This is a genomic window from Stenotrophomonas sp. GW821-FHT09E08 (genome assembly GCF_059416125.1).
This window is the reverse complement of the sequence record NZ_JBWKOO010000003.1, coordinates 197,850-221,022: the sequence shown is the minus strand read 5'-3', so window position 1 is coordinate 221,022 and position 23,173 is coordinate 197,850. Positions and strand designations below refer to the sequence as shown.

20 protein-coding genes are annotated in these 23,173 nt (G+C 65.2%); 8 read left to right on the top strand and 12 right to left on the bottom strand.

What is annotated here, in order from left to right; all coding sequences use genetic code 11:
* Positions 1-28: 28 nt before the first annotated feature.
* The 5 genes from AC07M7_RS05680 to AC07M7_RS05660 are packed head-to-tail and all read right to left on the bottom strand — an operon-like array spanning position 29 to position 3,449.
* Positions 29-916, bottom strand: coding sequence for a DUF4097 family beta strand repeat-containing protein (locus tag AC07M7_RS05680; protein WP_495206928.1), 888 nt, complete (start codon positions 914-916; stop codon positions 29-31).
* A gap of 25 nt (positions 917-941) precedes the next feature.
* Positions 942-1,964: an ABC-2 transporter permease gene (locus AC07M7_RS05675; protein WP_046987454.1), complete on the bottom strand. Its 1,023-nt coding sequence runs from the start codon at positions 1,962-1,964 to the stop codon at positions 942-944.
* The gene (locus AC07M7_RS05670; protein WP_136640066.1) at positions 1,961-2,851 is read right to left on the bottom strand and encodes an ABC transporter ATP-binding protein; all 891 of its coding nucleotides are present in this window, start codon (positions 2,849-2,851) and stop codon (positions 1,961-1,963) included. The genes AC07M7_RS05675 and AC07M7_RS05670 overlap by 4 nt, the downstream gene beginning before the upstream one ends.
* Positions 2,851-3,210, bottom strand: coding sequence for a GntR family transcriptional regulator (locus tag AC07M7_RS05665; RefSeq protein ID WP_012511573.1), 360 nt, complete (start codon positions 3,208-3,210; stop codon positions 2,851-2,853). The genes AC07M7_RS05670 and AC07M7_RS05665 overlap by 1 nt, the downstream gene beginning before the upstream one ends.
* Before the next feature lie 2 nt (positions 3,211-3,212).
* Entirely contained in the window at positions 3,213-3,449 is a 237-nt protein-coding gene (locus tag AC07M7_RS05660) for a hypothetical protein (RefSeq protein ID WP_100434969.1), read from the bottom strand.
* Between the two features lie 369 nt (positions 3,450-3,818).
* Here AC07M7_RS05660 and AC07M7_RS05655 point away from each other — a divergent pair, with 369 nt between their 5' ends.
* The 6 genes from AC07M7_RS05655 to AC07M7_RS05630 all read left to right on the top strand — a co-directional run bounded on the left by AC07M7_RS05655 (position 3,819) and on the right by AC07M7_RS05630 (position 9,910).
* Positions 3,819-4,406, top strand: coding sequence for a glutathione peroxidase (locus tag AC07M7_RS05655; RefSeq protein ID WP_430765869.1), 588 nt, complete (start codon positions 3,819-3,821; stop codon positions 4,404-4,406).
* Positions 4,407-4,502: 96 nt separating this feature from the next.
* On the top strand, positions 4,503-5,480 hold the full coding sequence (locus tag AC07M7_RS05650; protein ID WP_046982652.1) for an FKBP-type peptidyl-prolyl cis-trans isomerase: 978 nt from the start codon (positions 4,503-4,505) through the stop codon (positions 5,478-5,480).
* 23 nt (positions 5,481-5,503) lie between these two features.
* Positions 5,504-6,853, top strand: a complete 1,350-nt coding sequence (locus AC07M7_RS05645; protein ID WP_046982651.1) for a UDP-glucose dehydrogenase family protein — start codon at positions 5,504-5,506, stop codon at positions 6,851-6,853.
* On the top strand, positions 6,846-7,085 hold the full coding sequence (locus AC07M7_RS05640; RefSeq protein WP_495206927.1) for a SlyX family protein: 240 nt from the start codon (positions 6,846-6,848) through the stop codon (positions 7,083-7,085). The genes AC07M7_RS05645 and AC07M7_RS05640 overlap by 8 nt, the downstream gene beginning before the upstream one ends.
* Before the next feature lie 10 nt (positions 7,086-7,095).
* The gene (locus AC07M7_RS05635) at positions 7,096-7,788 is read left to right on the top strand and encodes a DUF2058 domain-containing protein (protein WP_495206926.1); all 693 of its coding nucleotides are present in this window, start codon (positions 7,096-7,098) and stop codon (positions 7,786-7,788) included.
* A 49-nt stretch (positions 7,789-7,837) separates the two neighbouring features.
* Positions 7,838-9,910: an acyltransferase family protein gene (locus AC07M7_RS05630; protein ID WP_495206925.1), complete on the top strand. Its 2,073-nt coding sequence runs from the start codon at positions 7,838-7,840 to the stop codon at positions 9,908-9,910.
* Between the two features lie 12 nt (positions 9,911-9,922).
* Here the strand turns inward: AC07M7_RS05630 and AC07M7_RS05625 are convergent, their stop codons facing one another.
* From AC07M7_RS05625 to AC07M7_RS05610, 4 genes are all read right to left on the bottom strand, one after another.
* Positions 9,923-11,107 carry an MFS transporter gene (locus tag AC07M7_RS05625; RefSeq protein WP_253079010.1) on the bottom strand — a complete coding sequence of 395 codons (1,185 nt, stop codon included), beginning with the start codon at positions 11,105-11,107 and terminating at the stop codon, positions 9,923-9,925.
* A 78-nt stretch (positions 11,108-11,185) separates the two neighbouring features.
* Positions 11,186-13,870: a methionine synthase gene (gene metH, locus AC07M7_RS05620; protein ID WP_495206924.1), complete on the bottom strand. Its 2,685-nt coding sequence runs from the start codon at positions 13,868-13,870 to the stop codon at positions 11,186-11,188.
* Between the two features lie 57 nt (positions 13,871-13,927).
* Positions 13,928-15,019: a homocysteine S-methyltransferase family protein gene (locus tag AC07M7_RS05615; protein ID WP_495206923.1), complete on the bottom strand. Its 1,092-nt coding sequence runs from the start codon at positions 15,017-15,019 to the stop codon at positions 13,928-13,930.
* 13 nt (positions 15,020-15,032) lie between these two features.
* On the bottom strand, positions 15,033-15,962 hold the full coding sequence (locus tag AC07M7_RS05610) for an ArsR/SmtB family transcription factor (protein WP_006376775.1): 930 nt from the start codon (positions 15,960-15,962) through the stop codon (positions 15,033-15,035).
* Between the two features lie 152 nt (positions 15,963-16,114).
* Here AC07M7_RS05610 and AC07M7_RS05605 point away from each other — a divergent pair, with 152 nt between their 5' ends.
* Together AC07M7_RS05605 and AC07M7_RS05600 are read left to right on the top strand one after the other, a co-directional pair.
* Complete coding sequence (locus AC07M7_RS05605) at positions 16,115-17,263, top strand: acyl-CoA dehydrogenase family protein (protein ID WP_495206922.1); 1,149 nt, start codon at positions 16,115-16,117, stop codon at positions 17,261-17,263.
* Between the two features lie 145 nt (positions 17,264-17,408).
* Positions 17,409-17,696: a hypothetical protein gene (locus AC07M7_RS05600; protein WP_495206921.1), complete on the top strand. Its 288-nt coding sequence runs from the start codon at positions 17,409-17,411 to the stop codon at positions 17,694-17,696.
* A 153-nt stretch (positions 17,697-17,849) separates the two neighbouring features.
* Here the strand turns inward: AC07M7_RS05600 and AC07M7_RS05595 are convergent, their stop codons facing one another.
* The 3 genes from AC07M7_RS05595 to AC07M7_RS05585 are packed head-to-tail and all read right to left on the bottom strand — an operon-like array spanning position 17,850 to position 22,963.
* Positions 17,850-21,023: a multidrug efflux RND transporter permease subunit gene (locus AC07M7_RS05595; RefSeq protein WP_046982642.1), complete on the bottom strand. Its 3,174-nt coding sequence runs from the start codon at positions 21,021-21,023 to the stop codon at positions 17,850-17,852.
* Positions 21,024-21,038: 15 nt separating this feature from the next.
* Positions 21,039-22,307: an efflux RND transporter periplasmic adaptor subunit gene (locus tag AC07M7_RS05590; RefSeq protein WP_046982641.1), complete on the bottom strand. Its 1,269-nt coding sequence runs from the start codon at positions 22,305-22,307 to the stop codon at positions 21,039-21,041.
* Positions 22,307-22,963 (bottom strand): TetR/AcrR family transcriptional regulator, encoded by a 657-nt coding sequence (locus AC07M7_RS05585; RefSeq protein WP_046982640.1) that lies wholly within the window; start codon positions 22,961-22,963, stop codon positions 22,307-22,309. Before AC07M7_RS05585 ends, AC07M7_RS05590 begins: the two co-directional genes overlap by 1 nt.
* Positions 22,964-23,173 lie beyond the last annotated feature (210 nt).

The following is a 23,173-nucleotide window of genomic DNA, read 5'->3' as shown; positions in this document are numbered from 1 at the left end:
TATTCCCCTGGGATCGGTTGGCTGGAAGTTACTTGTTGCGCGGCAGGGTGACCTTGCCGCTGACATTGCGGTGGCCGACGTCACCGCTGCCGCTGTGGTCGACGGTCAGGCTGCCGCGCACGCCATCGACCTGGATGTCGCCCGAGCCATGGCTGCGGACGTGCACATTGCCGCCGATGTCGGTGAGGTCGACGCCGCCGGAGCCGACCACGCCCACCTCGACATTGCCCTGCACGCGCTTGAACTCGATGTCGCCCGAGCCGACGGTGTCCAGCCGCGCGTTGCCACGCACGTCGGTGATCTTCAGGTCACCGGAGCCGACCGTGCCGGTAATGGCATCGCCGCCGATGTTGCGCGCCGTAACGTCGCCCGAGCCAAGCGACAGCAGGTTCAGCGAGCTGCCACCGTCGATGTCGAGGTCGCCCGAACCCACCGTGGCATGGATGCTGCCCCGGGTGCCGCGGGCGGCGGCGTCACCGGAACCAACGTCCACGCTCAACGACTGCGCGTTTTCAACGCTGGCGTCGCCCGAGCCGACCTTGACCTGCAGCGGCAGGTTGTCCGGCACGCTGCCGCGGATATCCAGCCAGGCGTAGCTGTTGCCCAGGCTGATGCTGCTGATGCGGCCCTCGCGACGCAGGCTGACCACCAACTTGTCGCCCACCTTGCGCTGGTCCAACACCAGCTGGTCCAGCCATTCCTGGTTGGAGGCACAGGCGCGGCCGTCGAGCTGGCCACCACCGGCGCTGGCAACGACCTTCAGGTCGTGCTGGTTGACCTCGAACACCACCGCCTTGGCACCGGCCACGTCCAGCTTCAATGTGCGGGCAGCAGTGAACTTGCAGTTCTGTGCATCGGTCGCAAGGGCCGACAGCGGCAACAGCAACAACGCGGTACAGGCGATCAGGGAACGCATGGGTGGTGCCTCCGGGTGGATGGAATCAGATCTCGCCGGCGCGCTTGCGCAGGCGGATGGCGAGGAAGATGAAGAACGCACCGACGGCGGCCCCGATCCACAGTTCCGGCATCGCCAGTGACTTCAACTGCGAAGCCGGGGACATCAGGCTGACCACCGAATCCAGGTCACGGCGCGAACCGGCGCTGAGGCGGTACACCAGGTCCATGCCCGGCACGCCGCCCAGCAGCAGGCGGCCGACGATGTTCTGCCAGAACCAGCCGGTGCTCAGGCCGAACAGCGGCATGATCTTGGTGGTGCTGACGATGACGCCGGCAAACAGCGGCAGCATCACCGCCCACAGGAACGGCTTGCTCTTGGCCCAGGCCGAGCACAGCAGCAGCCAGCCGGCGGTAGGCAATGCCCACAGGGCATAGACCGGAATCCAGGACAGGTGGCCGGCGGCCAGGGTCAGCGGGCTGGCCGGACCCCAGATCAGGGTCATCGGGCTGCCACCATGCATCAGGGCCACGATGCTGATGATCAGCATGAAGCCGAACATGGTGATGATGCCGGCGATCACCGCGATCAGCGGTGCCACCACCAGTGCACTGATCACCTTGGACAACACGGTCTGCGTGTCCGACAGCGGCAAGGACTTCCAGAACAGGATGCTGCGGTCGCGGCGGTCGTCGTACAGGGCGCCCAGGCAGTAGAAGAACACCACGAAGGCCAGCACCAGGAACGGCCATGCCGAGCTGAGCACCAGGGTCAGGTCGAGGCCGTTGCCGAGGTCGGTGAGGTCCTTGCTGTCGATGTTGCGGGTCAGCAGTGCCAGGTCCAGGCCGTTGACGTTCACGCTTTCGCCATCGACATGCAGCGCGCCGTTACGCGCCGCACGGTTCAGCGCGAACAGGCCGAAGGCGATGCCCACTGTACTCATCACCAGCGAAATCAGGCCGGCGATCAGCGGGGCATACAGGAATCCGCCGCGGTTTTCCCAGTACTCGCGCTTGAGCAGCCAGCGCAGCGTACCCAGTGGGCTGACGGGGTGGTTGACGGCATTCATGCGTAGGTCCCCTTCATGATGGCGACGAACAGGTCGGCCAGGCCCGGGCTGCGGGTCTCGCCAAGGGTGGAAAGCTGGGAGCGCGGCACGCCATCGAACAGCATCACGGTCTTGCCGAACGTCAGGCTGCGTTCGTCGATCGGCTTCAGGGCGCGCGCGGTGTCCAGCTGGTCGGCGTTGACCAGCAGCTCGGTGTAGCGCCGCCCGACTTCGTCCATTTCCGCATCAAGCACGATGCGGCCGTCACGGATGAACATCACGTCGCTGAGGATGTGTTCGATCTCTTCCACCTGGTGGGTGGTGACGATGATGGTCTTCTGCTCGTCGAAGTAGTCTTCCAGCAGGCGCTGGTAGAACTCCTTGCGGTACAGGATGTCCAGGCCCAGGGTGGGCTCGTCCAGCACCAGGATACGGGCATCGATGGCCATCACCAGCGCCAGGTGCAGCTGCACGATCATGCCCTTGGACAGCTCGCGCACGCGCTGCTTCGGCTGCAGCTTGGTGTTGGCCAGGAAGCGCTCACAGCGGGCGCGGTCAAAGCGCGGATGGACGCCGGCGACGAAATCGATCGCCTCGCGGACCTTCAGCCAGCGCGGCAGCACGGCCACGTCGGCGATGAAGCAGATGTCGTTCATCAGTTCATCGCGGTGCAGCCGCGGATCGCGGCCGAGCACGCTCAGCTCGCCTTCCACCGAGGTCAGGCCGAGGATGGCCTTCAGGGCGGTGGTCTTGCCGGCGCCGTTGGGACCGATCAGGCCGATGATGCGCCCGCTCGGAATGCTGAAGCTGGCGTTGTCGAGGGCGACGGTGGTCTTGTAGGCCTTGCGCAGGCCTTTGGCGGTGATGACGGCATCGCCGGGTGCAGCAGTAGTGGGACTGGCATTCATCAGAATTTCCCCTGGGGCAGCAATTCGTCGAGGCTCAGGCCCAGGCGCTGGATGCGCTCCAGGACCGCTGGCCATTCTTCATTGAGAAAGCGTTCGCGTTCGCTGCTGCGCAGCTGCGTGGCCGCCTGTTCGGTCATGAACATGCCCAGCCCGCGGCGCTTTTCGACCAAGCCTTCGTCGGCCAGTTCCTGGTAAGCGCGCGAAACGGTGATGGGGTTGAGCTGGTAGTCGGCGGCCACCTGGCGCACCGAAGGCAGGGCATCGCCCGGCTTGAGGATTCCGTCGAGCATCATGGCGATCACGCGCTCCTTCAACTGACGGTAGATAGGAGCACCGTCGCTCCACTGGATGTCGCTCATATTCAGCTCCGTGGGGTCAGCGGCTGGGCGAACGAGAAGTACGGCATGGACAGGGAGCTGTGCAGCCGACGCGGGGGGGAGGGGGAGGGGGCAGCATTGCCTGCCGGTGAAGCGGTCGCGTCCTGCGCACTGTCGGTTGAGGCGGGGGAGGTTGGCGCGGCCAGCCAGGCCAGCACGATCAGGGTCGAAACGGCAGCGGCCGCGGGTGCGGTGAGGTTGCGACGTATCCGGACGTTCATGGCTTCCCCCTGTCTCAGGTGACTGGTGTTGTATGCAACTATAACACCGGCACGCCTACGTGCAACCCCCTACCGTCCCCAACTGATGGCAGGGGTGGTCAGATTGCTGAAATATCCCTTTATTCAATTGATTTAAAAGAGAAATAAAACTGTCGCAGGGGGCAGTCCACATCCGCCTTCCATTCAGTGATGTCCATGCTATGTCATCACTGCGCCGTCTATCGCGCCCGGGCAGCGCATTCGCCACGCCGCGCAAAGCCCGGGTGGGCCTGTGCCATCAGGGGCGCCGGAGCCCGGTGCTATAGTTCGGCCGATTCCCGGCCGGTGCTGGCCGGGCCCCTGTTGAATGGCTACCGCGGACCGCTCCTGATGCCCCTGCCGACTGTTTCCCCGCGCCGCCTGCGCGGCCTGTCCCTGCTGGTCCTGATGGTGGCCGGCGCTGCTGGTTCCGGCAGTGCCCTTGCCGGCGATCTGCTCGACCTGGATTACCGGCCGCTGGCCGGCAAGCAGCAGGTCAACCTGCAGCAGCGCTACCACGGACAGGTGCTGCTGGTGGTCAACACCGCCAGCAAGTGCGGCTATACCCCGCAGTACGAAGGGCTGGAAGCGCTGCAGAAGCGCTATGCGGGGCGTGGCTTCGCGGTGCTTGGCTTCCCGTCCAATGATTTCAAGGGCCAGGAGCCGGGCGACGAGAAGCAGATCCAGGATTTCTGCACCCTGACCTACGGCGTCAAGTTCCCGATGTTCGAGAAGGTGCATGTGGTGGGGGAGCAGGCAACGCCGCTTTATCAGCGCCTTGCCGCAGCCACCGGCGTAGCCCCGGCCTGGAACTTCCACAAATATCTGGTCGGCCGCGATGGCAAGGTCATCGCCCAGTTCGCCAGCAAGGTGACGCCGGATGATGTACAGCTCACCGCCGCCATCGACAAGGCGCTGGCCGCTACCGCCACGCATTGATATCCGGCATGTATGCCTCGACATCGACGGCATGCGTGCGACAATGACTCTTTTCGCGCCGACGTCGGCGCCCGGACACTTTCAGGAATGCAGCGAATGAAGATGGGAATGCGCGGCGCCGCGGCGTCGGTTCTGATTCTGGCAATGGGCACTTCGGGTGTCGCTCTGTCGCAACAACCGGCTGCCCCCGCAGCCGCCAAGGAGACCGCAACCTTGAATTCCCCCAAGCAGAAGCTCGGCTACGCCATCGGCCTGGACGTGGCCAAGTCGTTCACTCCGATTGCCGATGAGATTGACGTAGCTGCCCTGCGCACCGCCGTGGAGCGCTCCTTCGAAGGCCTGCAGCCCCAGATCACCCAGGAACAGGCCAAGGCCACCGATGCCGCACTGCGCCAGGTGGTGATGGCCCGCAGCGGCCAGCAGGTGCCGGGCATGGCGCCGGGCTCGCAGCCGGCGAAGGTTGACCGCGTCAAGGTGTCGCAGATGATCGGTTCCTATTCGGTCGGTCCGTCGCTGGCGCAGCTGAAGGACGACATCGACGTCGCCTCGCTGTTTGACGCGATCAGCACCGGCCTGAGCAAGGGCCAGCCGAAGATGACGGAAGCTGACGCGACCGCCACCATCCAGTCGTTCATGGGTGCCAAGCAGGCCGAAATGCAGGCCAAGGCCGCCGCCGCCGCGCAGACCAACCGCGAGGAAGGCAATGCGTTCATGTCCAAGAACAAGACCCAGCCGGGCGTGGTGACCACCGCCTCGGGCCTGCAGTACCAGGTGATCCGCCCGGGTAGCGGCGAGCGCCCGCTGCCGAGCAGCAAGGTGCGCGTGAACTACGAAGGCAAGCTGCTCAACGGTACCGTGTTCGACAGTTCCTACGGCCGCCAGCCGGCCGAGTTCGGTCTGGACCAGGTGATCAAGGGCTGGACCGAGGGCGTCGCGCTGATGCCGGTCGGCTCGAAGTACCGCTTCTGGATCCCGGGCAACCTGGCCTATGGCGAAAACGGCACCCCGGGTGGCCCGATCGGCCCGAACGCAACTCTGACCTTCGACGTCGAGCTGCTGGGCGTCCTGCCGTAAGTCATCCAGGAGCGAATACGGATATGCGCGTTGCGATTTTTGGTACCGGCTACGTTGGACTGGTAACCGGTACCTGCCTGGCCGATGTGGGTCATCAGGTGGTCTGCGTCGATATCGACCAGGCCAAGGTGGATGGCCTCAACCAGGGCATCATCCCGATCTACGAGCCGGGCCTGGAGCCCATGGTGAAGGCCAACCATGCCGCCTTGCGGCTGGCATTCACCACCGATGCCGCGGCCGCCATCGACCATGGCCAGGTCGTTTTCATCGCCGTAGGCACGCCACCGGACGAGGATGGCAGCGCCGATCTGCAGTACGTGCTGGCCGTGGCCCGCACCATCGGCCGGCACATGAGTGTGCCGACCGTGGTGGTCAACAAGTCGACGGTGCCGGTCGGCACCGCCGACAAGGTGCGCGCGGCCATTGCCGAAGAGTTGGCTGCGCGCAATGCGGACATCGCCTTCGACGTGGTGTCCAACCCGGAGTTCCTGAAGGAAGGCGATGCGGTTGCCGACTGCATGCGCCCGGACCGCATCATCATCGGTGCGACCAGCGAAGAATCGGTGGCGGTCATGCGCCGTCTGTATGCGCCGTTCAACCGCAACCACGACCGCGTGGTGGAAATGGACGTACGTTCGGCCGAACTGACCAAGTACGCGGCCAACGCGATGCTGGCGACCAAGATTTCGTTCATGAACGAAATCGCCAACATCGCCGAGCGTGTCGGTGCAGATGTCGAGCAGGTCCGCCAGGGCATCGGTTCGGACCCGCGCATCGGTTGGCATTTCATCTATCCGGGCGCCGGCTATGGCGGCTCGTGCTTCCCCAAGGATGTGCAGGCGCTGGCCCGCACCGCGCAGCAGTACGGCCTCGAGCCGAAGCTGCTGAACGCGGTGGAAGCGGTCAACGATGCACAGAAGGGCCATCTGTTCGCCCTCATCCAGCGCCACTATGACAAGGGCGAGGACGAAGGCGTGCGCGGCAAGACGTTTGCCGTGTGGGGCCTGGCCTTCAAGCCGAACACCGACGACATGCGCGAAGCCTCCAGCCGTCGCCTGCTGGCGCAGCTGTGGGAAGGTGGCGCGACGGTGCGTGCATATGACCCGGAAGCGATGCATGAATCGCAGCGCATCTTCGGCGAGCGCGACGACCTGGTGTTCTGCAACAGCGCTGATGAAGCGCTGCAAGGTGCCGACGCACTGGTCGTGGTGACCGAATGGAAGCAGTTCCGCAGCCCCGATTTCCAGAAGCTGCGCGAGCAGCTGAAGGACGCGGCGGTGTTCGATGGCCGCAATCTGTACGAGCCGGCCGAGGTGGAAGCCGCAGGCCTGGCGTACTACGGTATCGGCCGGGGGCGTTCGCTGCATGTCTGAGCTGCCGAGCGAACGTGAGCAGGCGCTGGAAGCGCGCCTGGTCGAGCTTGAAATGCGCGTGTCCTTCCAGGAACAGGCGCTTGCCGAACTGAGCGATGCGCTGGCTGATGCCAGCATGCAGGGCATGCGCAACGCCGACGTGCTGCGCGTGCTGCTGGAAGATCTGGGCAAGGTCCGCAACGCACTGAATTCTTCCGATCCGGCGAGCGAACCGCCGCCGCCGCACTACTGATCCGAACTCTATGAGCGATACCCTCCGCGACCAGCTGATGGGCCTGGGCTTCAAGCCGGCGCCCAAGCCCGAGCGCAAGAATGATGGCCCCCGCCGTGATGGCCGCCCGCAGGGCAAGGGTGGCAATGGCAATGGAAAGCCGCAGGGCGCAGTCAAGGGCGAGCACAAGCCCGGCGAGCGCCGTGGCCATGGTCACCACGCTGGAGCCGGCAAGCCCGGCGGCCAGGCGCGTGGCCAGGGCCAGGGGCAGCAGGGCCAGCGCAAGCCGCGCAGTGCCGAAGAGATGGATCTGGCCAAGGCCTACGCCATCCGTGCGCAGAAGGAAAAGGAAGAACGGATCCAGGCAGAGCGCCTGAAGCAGGAAGAAGCGCGCGTGCGCCGCGAGGCGAAGGCCAAGCTGGAAGAGCTGCTGAAGGACAAGGGCCTGAATGCCGAAGATGCCGACATTGCCCGCCACTTCCCGTATGGCGGCAAGATCAAGCGCATCTACGTGACCGCCGAACAGCTGACTGCGCTCAATGCGGGTGAACTGGGCGTGGTCCAGCTCAATGGCCGCTACCTGCTGGTCACCGCCGAAGTGCTGGCGCAGTCCGAGGCAGTGTTTGCCGCGTCGGTGGCCCTGAAGGTCGATCCGAACGCGCCGGCCGAGGAAGATCCATACGCCGACCCGCAGTTCCAGGTGCCGGACGACCTGGTCTGGTAAGGACGCAACCACCGCGGCTGGCGCTGCCTCCGCGGTTGTGGGGAAAGGGATGACCGCTGAACCAAGCCGTGGCTACGTGCCGCACATTGACGGTCTGCGCGCGATTGCCGTGCTGGCCGTCATCGTGTTCCACCTGGACCCGGCCTGGTTGCCGGGCGGGTTTACTGGCGTAGATGTGTTCTTCGTCATCTCCGGTTTCGTGGTCAGCGCGTCGGTGCACCGGCTGCCACCGTTGTCGCTGTGGCAATCGATGCTGCGCTTCTATTCGCGCCGTATCCGCCGCATCGCACCTGCGCTGATCAGCTGCCTGCTGCTGACCGCCGTTGCCAGCGTGCTGTTCATTCCCGAGTCCTGGCTCAGCGAGGCCAGTGACAAGACCGGGCTGATGGCGTTCTTCGGCTTCAGCAACTGGGTACTGGCGCTGATCGGCAACGATTATTTCGCGCCCAAGGCCGAATTCAATCCCTACACCCATACCTGGTCGCTGGGCGTGGAAGAGCAGTTCTACCTGCTGTTCCCGCTGCTGTTCCTCGCCTGGGCACGCGGCGCGCGCGGGCGTTGGATGAGCCTGGGCTTGTTTGCCGTGGTCAGCGTGGCGTCGCTGCTGCATGCGGCGGTGCTGGGCCTGCGCGAGACACCTCCATCGTGGGCGTTCTACGCCACCAGTACGCGGCTGTGGCAGTTGGGTGTTGGTGTACTGTTGTTCCAGGTGCTGCATGTTCGCCAGCCACAGGATCCAGTGACGACGGCTGCACTGAAGCGCGCCGCCCCCGTGTTCTCGCTGCTTGCGATGGTGGCGCTTGCCCTGCTGTGTTGGGCGTTGTGGACCGCACGGGCCGGACGTTCGCCGTGGCCTGACGGCCTGCTGCCGACCTTCGCTGCTGCAGGCCTGCTGTGGGCGCTGCATCATCATCCGCGGTCCTGGGTGGCACGCCTGCTGGCCAGCAAGCCGATGCGCTACATCGGCCTGCTGTCGTACTCACTGTATCTGTGGCACTGGCCGGTATTCGTGCTGATGCGCTGGACCGTAGGCCTGCAGACCCCCTTGCAGATGACCACGGCGATGGCGCTGGTGTTGCTGCTGTCATGGTTGTCGTGGCGCTGGGTGGAACAACCGTTCCGCGGCACATTGGCGCAACGCGTGCGCCCAGGTCGTTGGGTGCTGGCAGGCGCGGCCATTCTGATGGTCGCGGCCGGCACCCAGACGCTGCTCTACCTGCAGGCATCGCGGATATCACTGAGCACGGTCAGCCGGCATCCGGCCGACTGGTATCCCAACGGCAAGAGCGTGTCAGGCGACTATCCTCATTGTGCATTGGTGACGGACAAGCAACGCTTCGCAGGTGGCAGCATGCGGACCTATGCCCGTGGCGCCTGCGAACGGCCGCTGTCGGCCGGCGCGCCAAAGCGGGTCTTTGTTGCCGGTGATTCGCATGCGATGGCTTACATCGAGCTGCTGCAGCGGCTGGCGCTTGAGGCCGGCTCGGAGGTCGTCCTCTATGGGCGAGGTGGATGCCCGCAGGTGAGCCTGCAGAAGTGGCGCGGCGCGGGTGCCGGTTGCAGTGATTTCGACGCAGCGATGCTCGCTGACGTCACGCAGCGAGCGCAGCCAGGTGATGCCGTGGTGCTGGTGTCGCTGCGGATACCGCGCTTGTCCGATCAGTTCGTGTTGTTCGATGCGCAGGCGCAGCTGGCAGGCGAGCTGACCCCGGAAGCCGCTGCAGGACGTGAGGCAGAAGTGGCAGAGGCGATCACCCAGTGGAAGCCGCTGGCCGAGCGCGGTGTACGTATAGTGCTGGAGGCGCCCAAGCCGGTGTTGCCGGCGCCGCCGTATCGCTGTTCGGATCGTTTCAATGCGCGCAACGAGATCTGCCGCAATGGCTTGGACAGCACGCGCGAGGCGATGGAAACGCTGCGTGCGCCGATGCTGGGCAGCCTGCGGCAAGTGGTCGATGGCCTGCCGGGTGGAGTGCTGTGGGACCCGATGCCGGTGCTGTGCGATGACGTGCTATGTCCAGCACAGCGCGATGGTCGACCGTTGTTCTTCGATGGTGATCATCTCAGCGCTCACGGCAACCGTGTGTTGCTGCCTTCGTTGCAGCAGGCTCTGCAGCAGCGCTGACCTGGCGCATGGTCAGTGCGCGCGACGCCGCCGTCTCGCGCGGATCAGCGGCAGGCTCAATGCGAAGAAGCACAGCAGGGCACCGATCAGGGCGAAAGCACTGCCGGCCAGGAATGCAGTGCGGCCATCGTCGATCTTCCACAGCTGGCCGGCGATGAGCGCGCCCAGCACGCCGCCGACACCGGACGAGAATCCGTACAGCAGGCCCTGGCCATGGCCATTGAGGCGGCCGGGGAAATAGGTTGCCAGCATCTGCATCGCTGCCGCGAAGAAGGCAGCAAAGCCGAGCGCATGGGCGCTCTGCGCGACCAGCATCACCGGCAGGTTCTGCGGGAACAACGCGGTCGCCGCCCAGCGCAGGCAGGAGCTGACCAGCGCGATCAGCAGCATCCAGCTGGCGTCGTAGCGGCGGAAGAAGCGGCCGATGGTGAAGAACACGCCTACCTCGAACACCACGCCGATGGTCCACAGCAGGCCGAGGGTGGAGGTGCGATAGCCGTGGTGGTCCATGTAGACCGAGAAGAACGTGTAGTACGGGCCGAACGACAGCTGCTCCATGAACGCGGCCAGGAAGAACGCGAGCACTGGTGGCCGGCGCACGATCTGCCAGAAGCCAGTGGCATCGCCGTCGGCCTTGCTGATGTCACGTGCATAGTGGTTGCTGAAGGCCGAGGCCACCATCAACACAAACAACGGCAGCATCAGCCACGGCAGCAGCGCGGCGCGGTTGCCGCTGCCACCGCCCTCGATCAACCAGCCGAACAGGGTCACGATGGCGATGAAGCCGAGCGAGCCCCAGACCCGGATCAGGCCGTAGCGATGGCTGTCGCTGCCGAGGTGAGTGAGGGTGATCGACTCAAACTGCGGCATCACCGCGTTGTAGAAGAAGCAGAACACGACCATCGCCGGGTACATCCATGGCTGTGGCAGCGGCAGCAGGAAGGCGGTGAAACTGATCAGCGCCAGCACGCACCCCAGCCGCAGCAGGCGGATCGGTCGTGGTGAGGCTGCGGCCAGGGTGGTCCACATGCTGGGGGCGACCACGCGGGTGGCATACCACAGGCCCATCATCACGCTGATGGCGGTGACGCTCATGCCGCGCGCCGTCAGGAACAGGCTCCAGTACGGAGTGAACGCACCGAGCGCCGCGTAGTAGAACAGGTAGAAGCTGGAGAGGCGGGCAACGGGAACGGTCATCGCAGAATAATGAACGGTAGCGCCGGGCCATGCCCGGGGGACAGGAGATGACGCCGGGTATGGCCCGGTGCTACCGGATCATTCCGGATCGTAGTCGAGGTTGGAGGCCAGCCAGCGTTCGGCCTGGGCGCGATCCACGCCCTTGCGCCGAGCGTAATCGCCCACCTGCTCGCGGCCGAGGCGCCCGACCACGAAGTACTGGCTCTGCGGATGGCTGAAGTAATAGCCCGACACCGCCGCGGTCGGCAGCATCGCGAAGCTTTCGGTCAGCTCCATGCCGGCGTTGGCTTCTGCCTGCAGCAGGTCGAACAGCCGGCGCTTCTCGCTGTGCTCCGGGCAGGCCGGGTAGCCGGGAGCCGGGCGGATGCCGCTGTACTGCTCGTCGATCAGCGCCTCGTTGTCCAGTGTCTCGGCATGGTCGTAGCCCCAGAAATCGGTACGCACGCGCTGGTGCAGGCGCTCGGCCAGCGCTTCGGCGAAGCGATCGGCGAGGGCCTTCAGCAGGATCGCGTTGTAGTCGTCGTGGTCGGCCTCGAACCGGGCCACGTGCGCATCGATGCCGATGCCGGCGGTGACAGCGAATGCACCGATCCAGTCCTGGCGGCCACTGTCGGCCGGTGCGATGAAATCGGCGAGGCAGAAGTCCGGGCGCTCGGCGGGCTTGTCCACCTGCTGGCGCAGGAAGTGCAGGGTGGTCTCGCCTTGCGGGTGTTGTACGCGCACGTCGTCGCCGACGCTGTTGGCCGGCCACAGGCCGAACACGGCCTTGGCGGTGAGCCACTTCTCGCCCACGATGCGGTCGAGCATCACTCGGGCATCCTTGTACAGATCGCTGGCCTGCGCGCCGACGATTTCGTCGGTGAGGATGGCGGGATACTTGCCGGCCAGTTCCCAGGCCTGGAAGAAAGGTGTCCAGTCGATGTAGGGCACCAGTTCGGCCAGCGGGTAATCGTCGAACACATGCAGGCCGGGCTGGTTCGGAGCCGGCGGTACATAGCTGTCCCAGCCGCCCTGGAACTTCTGCCCACGAGCGTGTTCCAGCGAAACCAGTCGCTTGGCATCACCACGGTTGCGGTGACGTGTGCGGATCTCGGCATAGTCGGCTTCGTTGGCCGCGACGAAGGCCGCGCGCAGGTCGCGTGAGATCAACGACTGGGCAACGCCAACCGCTCGTGAGGCGTCCTTCACCCATACCGTGGGCGCGTGATAGTGCGGGTCGATCTTCAGCGCGGTATGCGCGCGCGACGTGGTGGCGCCGCCGATCAGCAGCGGCAGATCGAAGCCCTGGCGCTGCATCTCGCGGGCGACGTGGCTCATCTCCTCCAGCGACGGAGTGATCAGCCCGGACAGGCCGATCAGATCGGCATTGTGCTCGCGCGCGGCGTCGAGGATCTTCTGCGCCGGCACCATCACCCCCAGATCCACCACCTCGAAGTTGTTGCAGGCCAGGACCACGCCCACGATGTTCTTGCCGATGTCGTGCACATCGCCCTTCACCGTGGCCATGATGATGCGGCCGTTGCTCTTGGCGGTATCGCCGCTGCGCGCCTTTTCAGCTTCGATGTAAGGCAGCAGGTAGGCCACCGCCTTCTTCATCACCCGCGCGGACTTGACCACCTGCGGCAGGAACATCTTGCCGGCGCCGAACAGATCGCCGACTACGTTCATGCCATCCATCAACGGACCTTCGATCACGTCCAGCGGGCGGCTCGATGCCTGCCGTGCCAGCTCGGTGTCTTCTTCGACCCAGGCGTCCAGGCCGTGCACCAGCGCATGTGCCAGGCGCTGCGCGACCGGCTTCTCGCGCCAGGCCAGGTCCTCGGTCTTCGCCGCACCCTTCTTGCCCTTGTAGCGCTCGGCAATCTCCAGCAGTCGCTCGGTGGCGTCGCTGCGGCGATTGAGGATCACATCCTCGACGCGTTCGCGCAGCTCCGGCTCCAGCTCGTCGTAGATCGGCATGGCGCCGGCGTTGACGATGCCCATGTCCATGCCGGCAGCGATGGCGTGGTACAGGAACACCGAGTGGATCGCCTGGCGCACGGTCTCGTTGCCACGGAACGAGAACGAGACGTTGGAAACGCCGCCGGATACATGGCAGTGCGGAAGGGTCTGTTTGATGATGCGGGTAGCTTCGATGAAGTCCACCGCATAGTTGTCGTGCTCTTCGATGCCGGTGGCGACAGCGAAGATGTTCGGGTCGAAGATGATGTCCTGCGGCGGGAAACCGATCTCGTCGACCAGCAGGCGGTAGGCGCGGGTGCAGATCTCGACCTTGCGCGCGCAGGTATCGGCCTGGCCGGCCTCGTCGAAGGCCATCACCACTGCGGCCGCGCCATAGCGCAGCACCTTGCGCGCATGCTCGCGGAACAGCGCTTCGCCTTCCTTCAGCGAGATCGAGTTGACCACGCTCTTGCCCTGCAGGCACTTCAGGCCGGCCTCGATCACGCTCCACTTCGACGAGTCGACCATCACCGGAATGCGCGCGATGTCCGGCTCGGACATGATCAGGTTGAGGTAGCGGGTCATCGCCGCTTCCGAATCGATCAGGCCCTCGTCCATGTTGACGTCGAGGATCTGCGCGCCGCTGGCCACCTGCTGGCGGGCCACGTCCACCGCCTCTTCGTAGCGACCTTCCTTGATCAGCTTGCGGAACTGCGCACTGCCGGTGACGTTGGTGCGCTCACCGACGTTGATGAACAGCAGGTCCGGGGTGATGACCAGAGGTTCCAGGCCGGACAGGCGGGTAGGGCGGACAGGCGTCATGGTTGGCGGCGGCTCAACAGCAATAGGGCGGAAAATGGGGGACGGTGGCGGCGACGTTCATGCAGCTTGTTCCTGCGCGCCGGGCAGGACGCGCGGCGGCAGCCCGGCTACCGCCTGCGCGATGGCACGGATGTGATCGGGCGTGGAGCCGCAGCAGCCGCCGACCAGGTTCAACAGCCCATCCTCGGCGAAGCCGCGCAGGGTCGTGGCCATTTCTTCAGGTGTTTCGTCGTACTCGCCGAACGCGTTGGGCAGGCCTGCATTGGGATGCGCACTGACATGGCAGTCCGACACCTGCGACAGGGTTTCCACATGCGGGCGCATCGCATCGGCGCCCAGCGCGCAGTTCAGGCCGATCGACAACGGCCGCGCATGCGCCAATGAGGCATGGAAGGCCTCGGCGGTCTGCCCGGACAGGGTGCGTCCCGATGCATCGGTGATGGTGCCGGAGATCATCACCGGCAGCCGCGCACCACGTGCATCGAAAGCTTCCTCCACGGCATACAGGGCGGCCTTGGCATTGAGCGTGTCGAAGATGGTCTCGACCATGATGGTATCTGCACCACCGTCGATCAGGCCGTCGATGGCCTCGCGGTAGGTGCCGCGGAGCTCGTCGAAGCTGGTGTTGCGGAAGCCCGGATCATTCACGTCGGGGCTGATCGAGGCCGTGCGGCTGGTCGGGCCGAGCACGCCGATGACAAAGCGCGGCTTGCCCGGCGTGGTCGCGGCCACGGCATCGCAGCAGGCGCGTGCGACTGCCGCCCCAGCTTTGTTCAATTCGTACACGAGGTGTTCGAGGTGGTAGTCGGCCTGGCTGACCGAGGTGGCGTTGAAGGTGTTGGTTTCGACCAGGTCCGCGCCAGCGTCCAGGTACGCGGTGTGGATGTCGGCGATGATCTGCGGCCGGGTCAGCAGCAGCAGATCGTTGTTGCCCTTCAGGTCGTGGCCTTCCGGCACTGCGTGGTCGCAGCCGGGGCCATGGGCGTGGTCGAAGCCACCGGCGAAGCGCTCGCCTCGATAGTCGTCCTCCTGTAGCCCATGGCGCTGGATCATCGTGCCCATCGCGCCGTCGATGATCAGGATCCGCTCGCGCAGGGCATCGAGCAGGGCATTGGCACGATCGGGATGCAACCAGGGCAGGGCGGGCATGGCGGTCTCGGGCTCAGGGCTTGTTGGCGATCAGCGAAATCACTTCGAAGTGCGGCGGGCGCTTCTCGCGGGTGACGGTCTCCAGGCTCGACACCTGCAGGCCGGCCTTGTCGACGAACTTGCGCAGTTCCTTGTCGCTGAAACCGAGGTTGACGTGGCCGTAGGCCTCCACCGCGGCCTTGTGTTCGTGCCGGGCCAGGCTGCACAGCAGCAGGCGGCCACCGGGGCGCAGCACGCGCGCGGCTTCGGTTACCGCCTGCGCCGGCTTGCTGGCATAGGTCAGCGCGTGCATCAGCACCACCAGGTCGAAACTGCGGTCCTTGAACGGCAGGGCGTGCATGTCGCCTTCGCGCACTTCCACGTTGGGCAGGCGGCGCAGGCGCTCGCTGGCGGCGGCAACCACACGCGCACTGGTGTCGATGCAGATGTAGCGCTTGGCATGCGGGGCCACCAGTTCGGCCAGCACGCCGTCACCGGAGGCGATATCGAGCACGTCACCGGTTTCCAGCAGCGGCAGCGCGGTGCGTGCAAGCGCTTCCCAGGTACGACCCGGAGAGTAGTGGCGCTCCATGTCGCCGGCCACGCTGTCGGCCCAGTTCTGGTCGGAAGCACGGTGGGCCAGCACGGCGGCAACCCGTTCAGCATCCTGGCGCAGCAGCGGGTCGTCGCTTCCGTTGCTCAAGGCATGCCACAATGCGCGCTGCGCCGGGTCCAGCTGGGCCTCATCGAAGCGGTAGTAGGCCGACACGCCGGCACGGCGGTCGCGGACCAAGCCAGCTTCCTTCAGGCGCGCCAAGTGGGTGGACACGCGCGGCTGCGCCAGCCGGGTGATCGCCGACAGTTCGGCCACGGTCAGCTCCTCCTGCTCCAGCAGCGCCAGCAGGCGCACGCGGGTGGCATCGGCGAACACCTTCAGGCGTGTCGACCAGTCTTCCAGATCCATAAATATCTACCTATCGCGATATAGAGATATATTCGCTGAGGTTGCCTGTCGCGGTCAAGTCGCTGGCGTACGGAAGCCCTCGGCCCCGTTACAATCTGGCCACCTGGGCGCGCCGTGTGCGGCCCATAACATCATGTACCCGGGAGGGTGTTGTGGATTTCAGCTTTACTGAAGAGCAGTTGATGCTGCAGGACGTGGCGCGGCGCATCGCGCAGGAGAAGATCGCCCCCAGCGCGGAGTACCATGACCGCACCGGCGAATTCCCGTTGGACAACATCCGCCTGCTGGGCGAGAACGGCCTGATGGGCATCGAAGTGCCGGCCGAGTATGGCGGCGCGGGCATGGACCCGATTGCGTACGTGCTGGCGATGGTGGAGGTCGCCGCCGGTGATGCTGCGCATTCGACCATCATGTCGGTCAACAATTCGCTGTTCTGCAACGGCATCCTGACCCACGGCAATGAAGCGCAGAAGCAGAAGTACGTACGCGCCATCGCCGAGGGTGAAGCCATTGGCGCATTCGCGTTGACCGAGCCGCAGTCCGGGTCTGACGCCACCGCCATGCGCTGCCGCGCGGTCAAGCAGGCCGATGGTTCCTTCGTCATCAACGGCAAGAAGAGCTGGATCACCTCCGGCCCGGTGGCCAAGTACATCGTGTTGTTTGCGATGAGCGAGCCGGACAAAGGCGCGCGTGGCATCACCGCGTTCATGATCGACACTGACAAGGCGGGCTTCGGCCGCGGCAAGACCGAGCCGAAGCTGGGCATCCGCGCATCGGCCACCTGCGAGATCGAGTTCAACGATTACGTGGCACAGGCCGAAGACGTGCTGGGCCAGGAAGGCGAGGGCTTCAAGATCGCCATGGGCGTGCTCGACGCAGGCCGCATCGGCATTGCTTCGCAGGCCATCGGCATCGCCCGCGCCGCCTATGAAGCGACGATCGAGTATGTGAAGGAGCGCAAGGCATTCGGCGCCGCAATCGGCACCTTCCAGATGACCCAGGCCAAGATCGCCGACATGAAGTGCAAGCTGGACGCAGCGCTGCTGCTGACCCTGCGCGCGGCGTGGGTGAAGGGGCAAGGCAAGCGCTTCAGCAATGAAGCGGCCATTGCCAAGCTGACCGCTTCGGAAGCGGCGATGTGGATCACCCACCAGGCCGTGCAGATCCACGGCGGCATGGGCTACTCCAAGGAAATGCCGCTGGAGCGCTACTTCCGTGATGCCAAGATCACCGAGATCTACGAAGGCACCTCGGAGATCCAGCGCCTGGTGATCGCCCGTAACGAGACCGGGCTGCGCTGATTTTCCCGTGCCGCGCCGCTGCAATGGCGGCGCGGCAGTAGATCCACGCCATGCGTGGATGGCGTTGTGTCCAGATGGCGTGCCCGCCTCTTGCCTGCCAGGATTCATGCTGCTCCAATGCGGATCGTTTTTCTGGAGATACCGCATGATCTACCGCGGCTGGGGCTTCATGACGCTGGTGACGCCGATCGCAGGCATCCTGTTGCTGGCGTACTTCTTCCCGCAAGACGGCCCCAAGGGCAACATCCCGCTGCAGCAGGTGCTGCTGGGTGGTGGCATCGGTGCGGCAGTGAACGTGCTGCTGGGCCTGTGGCTCAACCGTGCGCCGCGGCATCAGGGTGAGGCCGCACCCCATCATTTCTTCTTCGTGCCCATGCAATGGGCCGCGCTGGTTCTCGTGGCGGTGTGCGCCGTGATCGCGCTGCTGCGCTGACACGTCGCCTTGGAGAGCGCCAACCAAGGTTGGCGGCTACCGGGCATGCCGCTGCTTTGGTAGATGCCAACCTTGGTTGGCATGGATTCAAAAGCAGCAAAGAAAAAGGCCCCGGATCGCTCCGGGGCCTTTTCATTTCAGCTCACCATCGGATCAACGATCCGGACGGTGGGCGGTTTCCGCATCGCGCTGGCGTTCCATGAACTCCTTGGAGGGTTCATCCAGCTTGTCGCCCAGCATGCGGCGCACGACCACGAAGAACACCGGGATCATCAGCAGGCCGAGCAGGGTGGCGAACAGCATGCCGCCGATCACGCCGGTGCCGATGGCGTGGCGGGAGTTGGCGCCGGCACCGCTGGAGATCGCCATCGGGATCACGCCCATGATGAACGCGAACGAGGTCATCAGGATCGGGCGGAAGCGCAGGCGAGCGGCCTCGATGGTGGCATCGCGCAGGTTCTTGCCTGCGGCACGTTGCTCCACCGCGAACTCGACGATCAGGATCGCATTCTTCGCGGCCAGGCCGATCACGGTGATCAGGCCGATCTTGAAGAACAGGTCGTTGGGCAGGCCACGCAGCATCGACAGGCCCAATGCACCCAGCACGCCAAGCGGAACCACCAGCAGCACCGCCACCGGAATCGACCAGCTTTCATACAGCGCGGCCAGGCACAGGAACACCACCACGATGGACAGCACCAGCAGCAGGGTTGCGGCATTGCCGGCCAGGATTTCCTGGTAGGACATGCCCGACCAGTCATAGCCGAAGCCGGCCGGCAGGTCGTCGGCGACGATCGCCTCCATGGTCTGCATTGCCTCACCCGAGCTGGTACCCGGGGCCTGCGAGCCGACGATGTTGATCGCCGAGTAGCCGTTGTAGCGGCTCAGCGACGGCGGTGCCGAGACCCACTCGGACTTGACCACCGTGTTGAGCGGGATCATCGAGTTGGTGCCATCGGCGTTCTTGACCAGGCTGGACGGGCTGTAGAAGCTCTTCAGCGACTCCTGGCCGGTGCGGTACGGGCCATCGGCCTGCATGGTCACGCGCTTGATGCGGCCTTCGTAGAAGAAGTCGTTGACGTACACCGGGGCCAGCATCAGCTGGATGGTGCTGTACACGTCCGACACCGACATGCCCATCGACTGCGCCTGCACGCGGTCGACATGCAGCTGCAGCTGCGGGGCGTTTTCCAGGCCGTTCGGGCGCACGCCGACCAGATGGTCCGGCTTCTGCGCGGCCTGGCCGAGCAGGATGTTGCGCGCCTGGGTCAGCTGCTCGTAGCCGGCACCGCTGCGGTCCTGGAGCCACATGTCGAAGCCGCCGAACTGGCCCAGACCCTGCACGGTGGGCAGGTTGACCACGAAGATCTGCGCTTCCTTGATGCCGTAGAACGCGCCGTTCATGTTCTGGATGAACTCCGGCGCGGTGAACTTGCGTTCCTCCCACGGCTTCAGGCGGATGAAGCCCATGCCCACGTTCTCGCCGGAACCGACGAAGCTGAAGCCGGCCACCTGCAGCATGCCTTCATAGCCATCCTGCTTTTCCAGCACGCCACGCATCTGCGCGAACACTTCGTTGGTCTGGCCCTTGGTCGAACCCGGCGGCAGCTGCACGATCGCCAGTGCATAGCCCTGGTCTTCTTCGGGCAGGAAGCTGCCCGGCATGCGGGTGAACAGGAAACCGCACAGTGCGGTCAGGACCACGAACAGGATCATCCAGCGCGGCGCGTGGCGCACCGCCGAAGTGATGTGGCCCACATAGGTGTGGCTGATCTTGTCGTAGTACTTGTTGAAGGTGCGGTAGATGATGTTCGGGTTGTCGTTGTGCGTCGGCTTGAGGAACGTCGCGCACAACGCCGGGGTGAAGCCCAGCGCCAGGAACGCCGAGAACGCCATCGAGATGGCGATGGTCAGCGCGAACTGCTTGTAGATCTCGCCGGCGGCTCCGCCCTGCAGGGCGGACGGGATGAACACCGCGGCCAGCACGACGGTGATCGCCACCACCGCGCCGGTGATCTGGGTCATCGCCTTCTGCGTGGCCGGCTTCGGCGCCAGGCCTTCCTCGGTCATGATGCGCTCGACGTTCTCGATCACCACGATCGCGTCATCGACCACGATGCCGATCGCCAGCACCATCGCGAACAGGGTCAGCTGATTGATCGTGAAACCGATCATCCACATGCCCAGGAAGGTACCGAGCAGGGCCACCGGGATGACCAGGGTCGGGATCAGCGTGGCGCGGAAGTTCTGCAGGAAGATCAGCATCACCAGGAACACCAGCAACACCGCTTCGAACAGGGTCTTGACCACTTCCTGGATCGAGATCTTGACGAAGGTGGTGCTGTCGTACGGCGAGAACCAGGTCACGCCGGATGGGAAGCTGGGCTGCAGCTCGTCCATCTTGGCGCGCACCGCATCGGCCACGTTCAGGGCGTTGGCGCCCGGCAGCAGCTGGATCGCGAAGGCACCGGTCGGCTTGCCGTTGTACTGGGTATCGAAGCCGTAGTTGTTGGCGCCGAAGGCAACGCGGGCGATGTCCTTCAGCAGGACGCGCGAGCCGTCAGGATTGGCCCGCAGGATGATGTCCTCGAACTCCTGCGGCGAGCTGAAGCGGCCCTCGGCCGAGACGGTCGCGGTGAAGTGCTGGCCTTCCGGCGACGGGTCCGAACCCAGCGCACCGGCAGCGAACTGCACGTTCTGCGCGCGCACCGCAGCCAGCACCTGGCTGGCCGACAGGCCGTAGCCCTGCATCTTTTCCGGGTTGAGCCAGATGTTCATGGCGTACTCGGAACCGAACTGCTGGGTGCTGCCGACGCCCGGAATACGCGAGACCTGGTCGAGCACGCGCGAACCGACGATGTCGTTCAGCGCATCACGGTTGATGGTCGGCGTATCGGACTGCAGTGCGATGACCATCAGGAAGCCGGCGTTGGCCTTGGCCACCACCACGCCCTGCTGGGTCACTTCCGAAGGCAGGCGTGGCGTGGCCAGCGACACCTTGTTCTGCACCTGCACCTGGGCGATGTCCGGATCGGTACCGGTCTCGAAGGTGAGGGTGATCGAGGCACGGCCGTTCGATGCGGACGAGGAGCTGAAGTACAGCAGGTGATCGATACCGGTCAGCTGCTGCTCGATCACCTGGGTGACCGATTTTTCGGTGGTATCCGCGCTGGCGCCCGGGTAAGTGGCCGAGACGGTCACCTGCGGCGGGGCGATGTTGGGATAGGACTCGACGCCGAGGTTGAGGATCGCGATCACGCCGCTGAGCGAGATCAGGATCGCAACCACCCAGGCGAAGACTGGATGTTCGATGAAAAATTTAGGCATGACGGAAGGTTCCCGTTACTGCTTGTTCGAATCGGTGGCGGCCGGCTTGGCCGCATCGGCCTGCTCGGGCTTGGCCGCATCGGCCGGTGCCTTGGCTGCGGCCGGCGCCGCGCCCGCCGGAGCGGCGCCGCCTGCGGCAGGCTTGCCGTTGGCGTCCTGCCCCGGGGTCCACGGCTTGGCCACCGCCGGTGCACCTTCCTTGACCTTCTGCACGCCGGCCACGATCACCTTGTCACCGGCAGCCAGGCCGTCGCTGACCAGCCAGTTGCCGTTCTGCGCGCCATCGGTCTTCACGTTCTTGCGCACGACCTTGCCGTCGGCACCGACCACCATCACGTAGCCGCCGGTGGTGTCACGCAGCAGGGCCTGCTGCGGCACCAGGTAGGCGTTGTTGCGCTCGCCCAGGTTGGCCTGGAAGCTGACGAAGGCACCCGGCAGCAGGATCTGCTGCGGGTTCGGCAGCAGCGCACGCAGCGACACCGCGCCGGTGGCCGGGTCGACCGTGGTCGAAGAGAAGTCCAGCGTGCCCGGTTCGCTGTAGGTGCTGCCGTCGGCCAGCTTGACGTTGACCGTGGCCTTGCCGTCGCCGGACAGCGCCAGCGCACCCTTGGCCTGCTGCGCACGCAGCTGGGTCAGCTCATCCACGCTCAGCGAGAAGTTCACATACAGCGGGTCGAGCTGGTCGACGGTGGTCAGCAGGGTCACATCGCCCTGGCCGACCAGCGCACCTTCGGTCACCTGCTGCTTGTTGGCCACGCCACTGATCGGCGCGGTCACTTCGGTGTAGCCCAGGCTGATGCGCGAAGAGGTCACCGCGGCTTCGGCCTGCTTGACCGCGGCCAGCGCGGTGCGTTCGGCCGATTCGGCGTTGTCCAGGTCGGACTTGGACACGAACTGCTGCGGCGCCAGCGAGCGAGCGCGGTCGGCGGCGACCTTGGCGTTCGCGTAGGTCGCGCGGGCCGAGGCCAGCTGCGCCTCGGAGGCATTGAGCGAGGCGCGCAACGGGGCGGGGTCGATCAGGAACAGGGTCTGGCCCTGCTTGACCTGGGAGCCTTCCTGGTAGACGCGCTTGAGCAGCACGCCCGGCACGCGCGCGCGCACGTCGGCGCTGCGGAACGGCGACAGGCGGCCGACCAGCTCACGTTGCAGCGGCAAGGTCTGCGGCTTGGCGTCGATCACGCCCACCTCCGGCGGCGGGGGCGTCTGCTGTTCCGGCTTCTTGCAGGCAGCCAGCGCGACAGCAACGGCGCACGTCAAGGCAAGGGTGCGGAGTGGGGCGGTCATCAGGAGGAACTCCGGGGTTGGTTTGTAGACGGGGCCGGCGACGGCTGTGGCGCAAAGGCGCGCAGGAAGCTGTCGACGGAGAACTCTGCCCAGCGCCGACGCAGCTGCGCGTCATCACGATGGGGGGTATGGAAGCGCTGTTTGTCGAAATCCTGACCGGCGATCATGCTCAGCAGCAGTTCGGCCATGAAGTGCGGGTCGTCATGCCGGAGCTGACCACTTCTGCAAACGGTTTCAATCCATTCAGCAAGATGAAGCGTCAGCGCGCCGGCACCATGCCGGTACAGCGTACGCGCCTCTTCGGGAAACTGGGATGCGTCGGCGGCGATCAGCCGACAGGCCTGTCCTACGTGCGGCTGGTTGAAATGCTCCAGGAAGTCGATGGCGAACTGGAGCAGGCTGGCACGCAGGTCGTCACTGCGGAGTGCACGAACCATGGCGCCGGTGGCGTGGCCGACATGACGCTGCATCACCCGGCGCAGCAGTTCCTGCTTGCTGCCGTAGCGCGAATACAGGGTCTGCTTGGAGCAGCCGGCGTGCTGGGCCACCGCGTCCATGCTCATCTGCATGCCCTGTTGGGCCAGCAGTTCGCGCACGGCGTCGAACACGCGCTCATCGCGCGCGTCGAGGGCAACGGGGAGGTAGGCCGGATTCACGCGGTGGACTATACCGTCCAGTTCAGGATTGTGGAATCGCGGAGTCGTCGCTGCGTGTGTCTTCCCGTAACACGCTTTGCCGATCCTGTCGGTAGTGCTGCATGCCTTGATCACTCCATACCGGAGCGAACTGAATAGGCGTCTAAACCGCAGCAAACCCGAATCTACTTATTCCGTCCTGCAGCAAGGCCTTTTCGTGCGGTAGGGCTA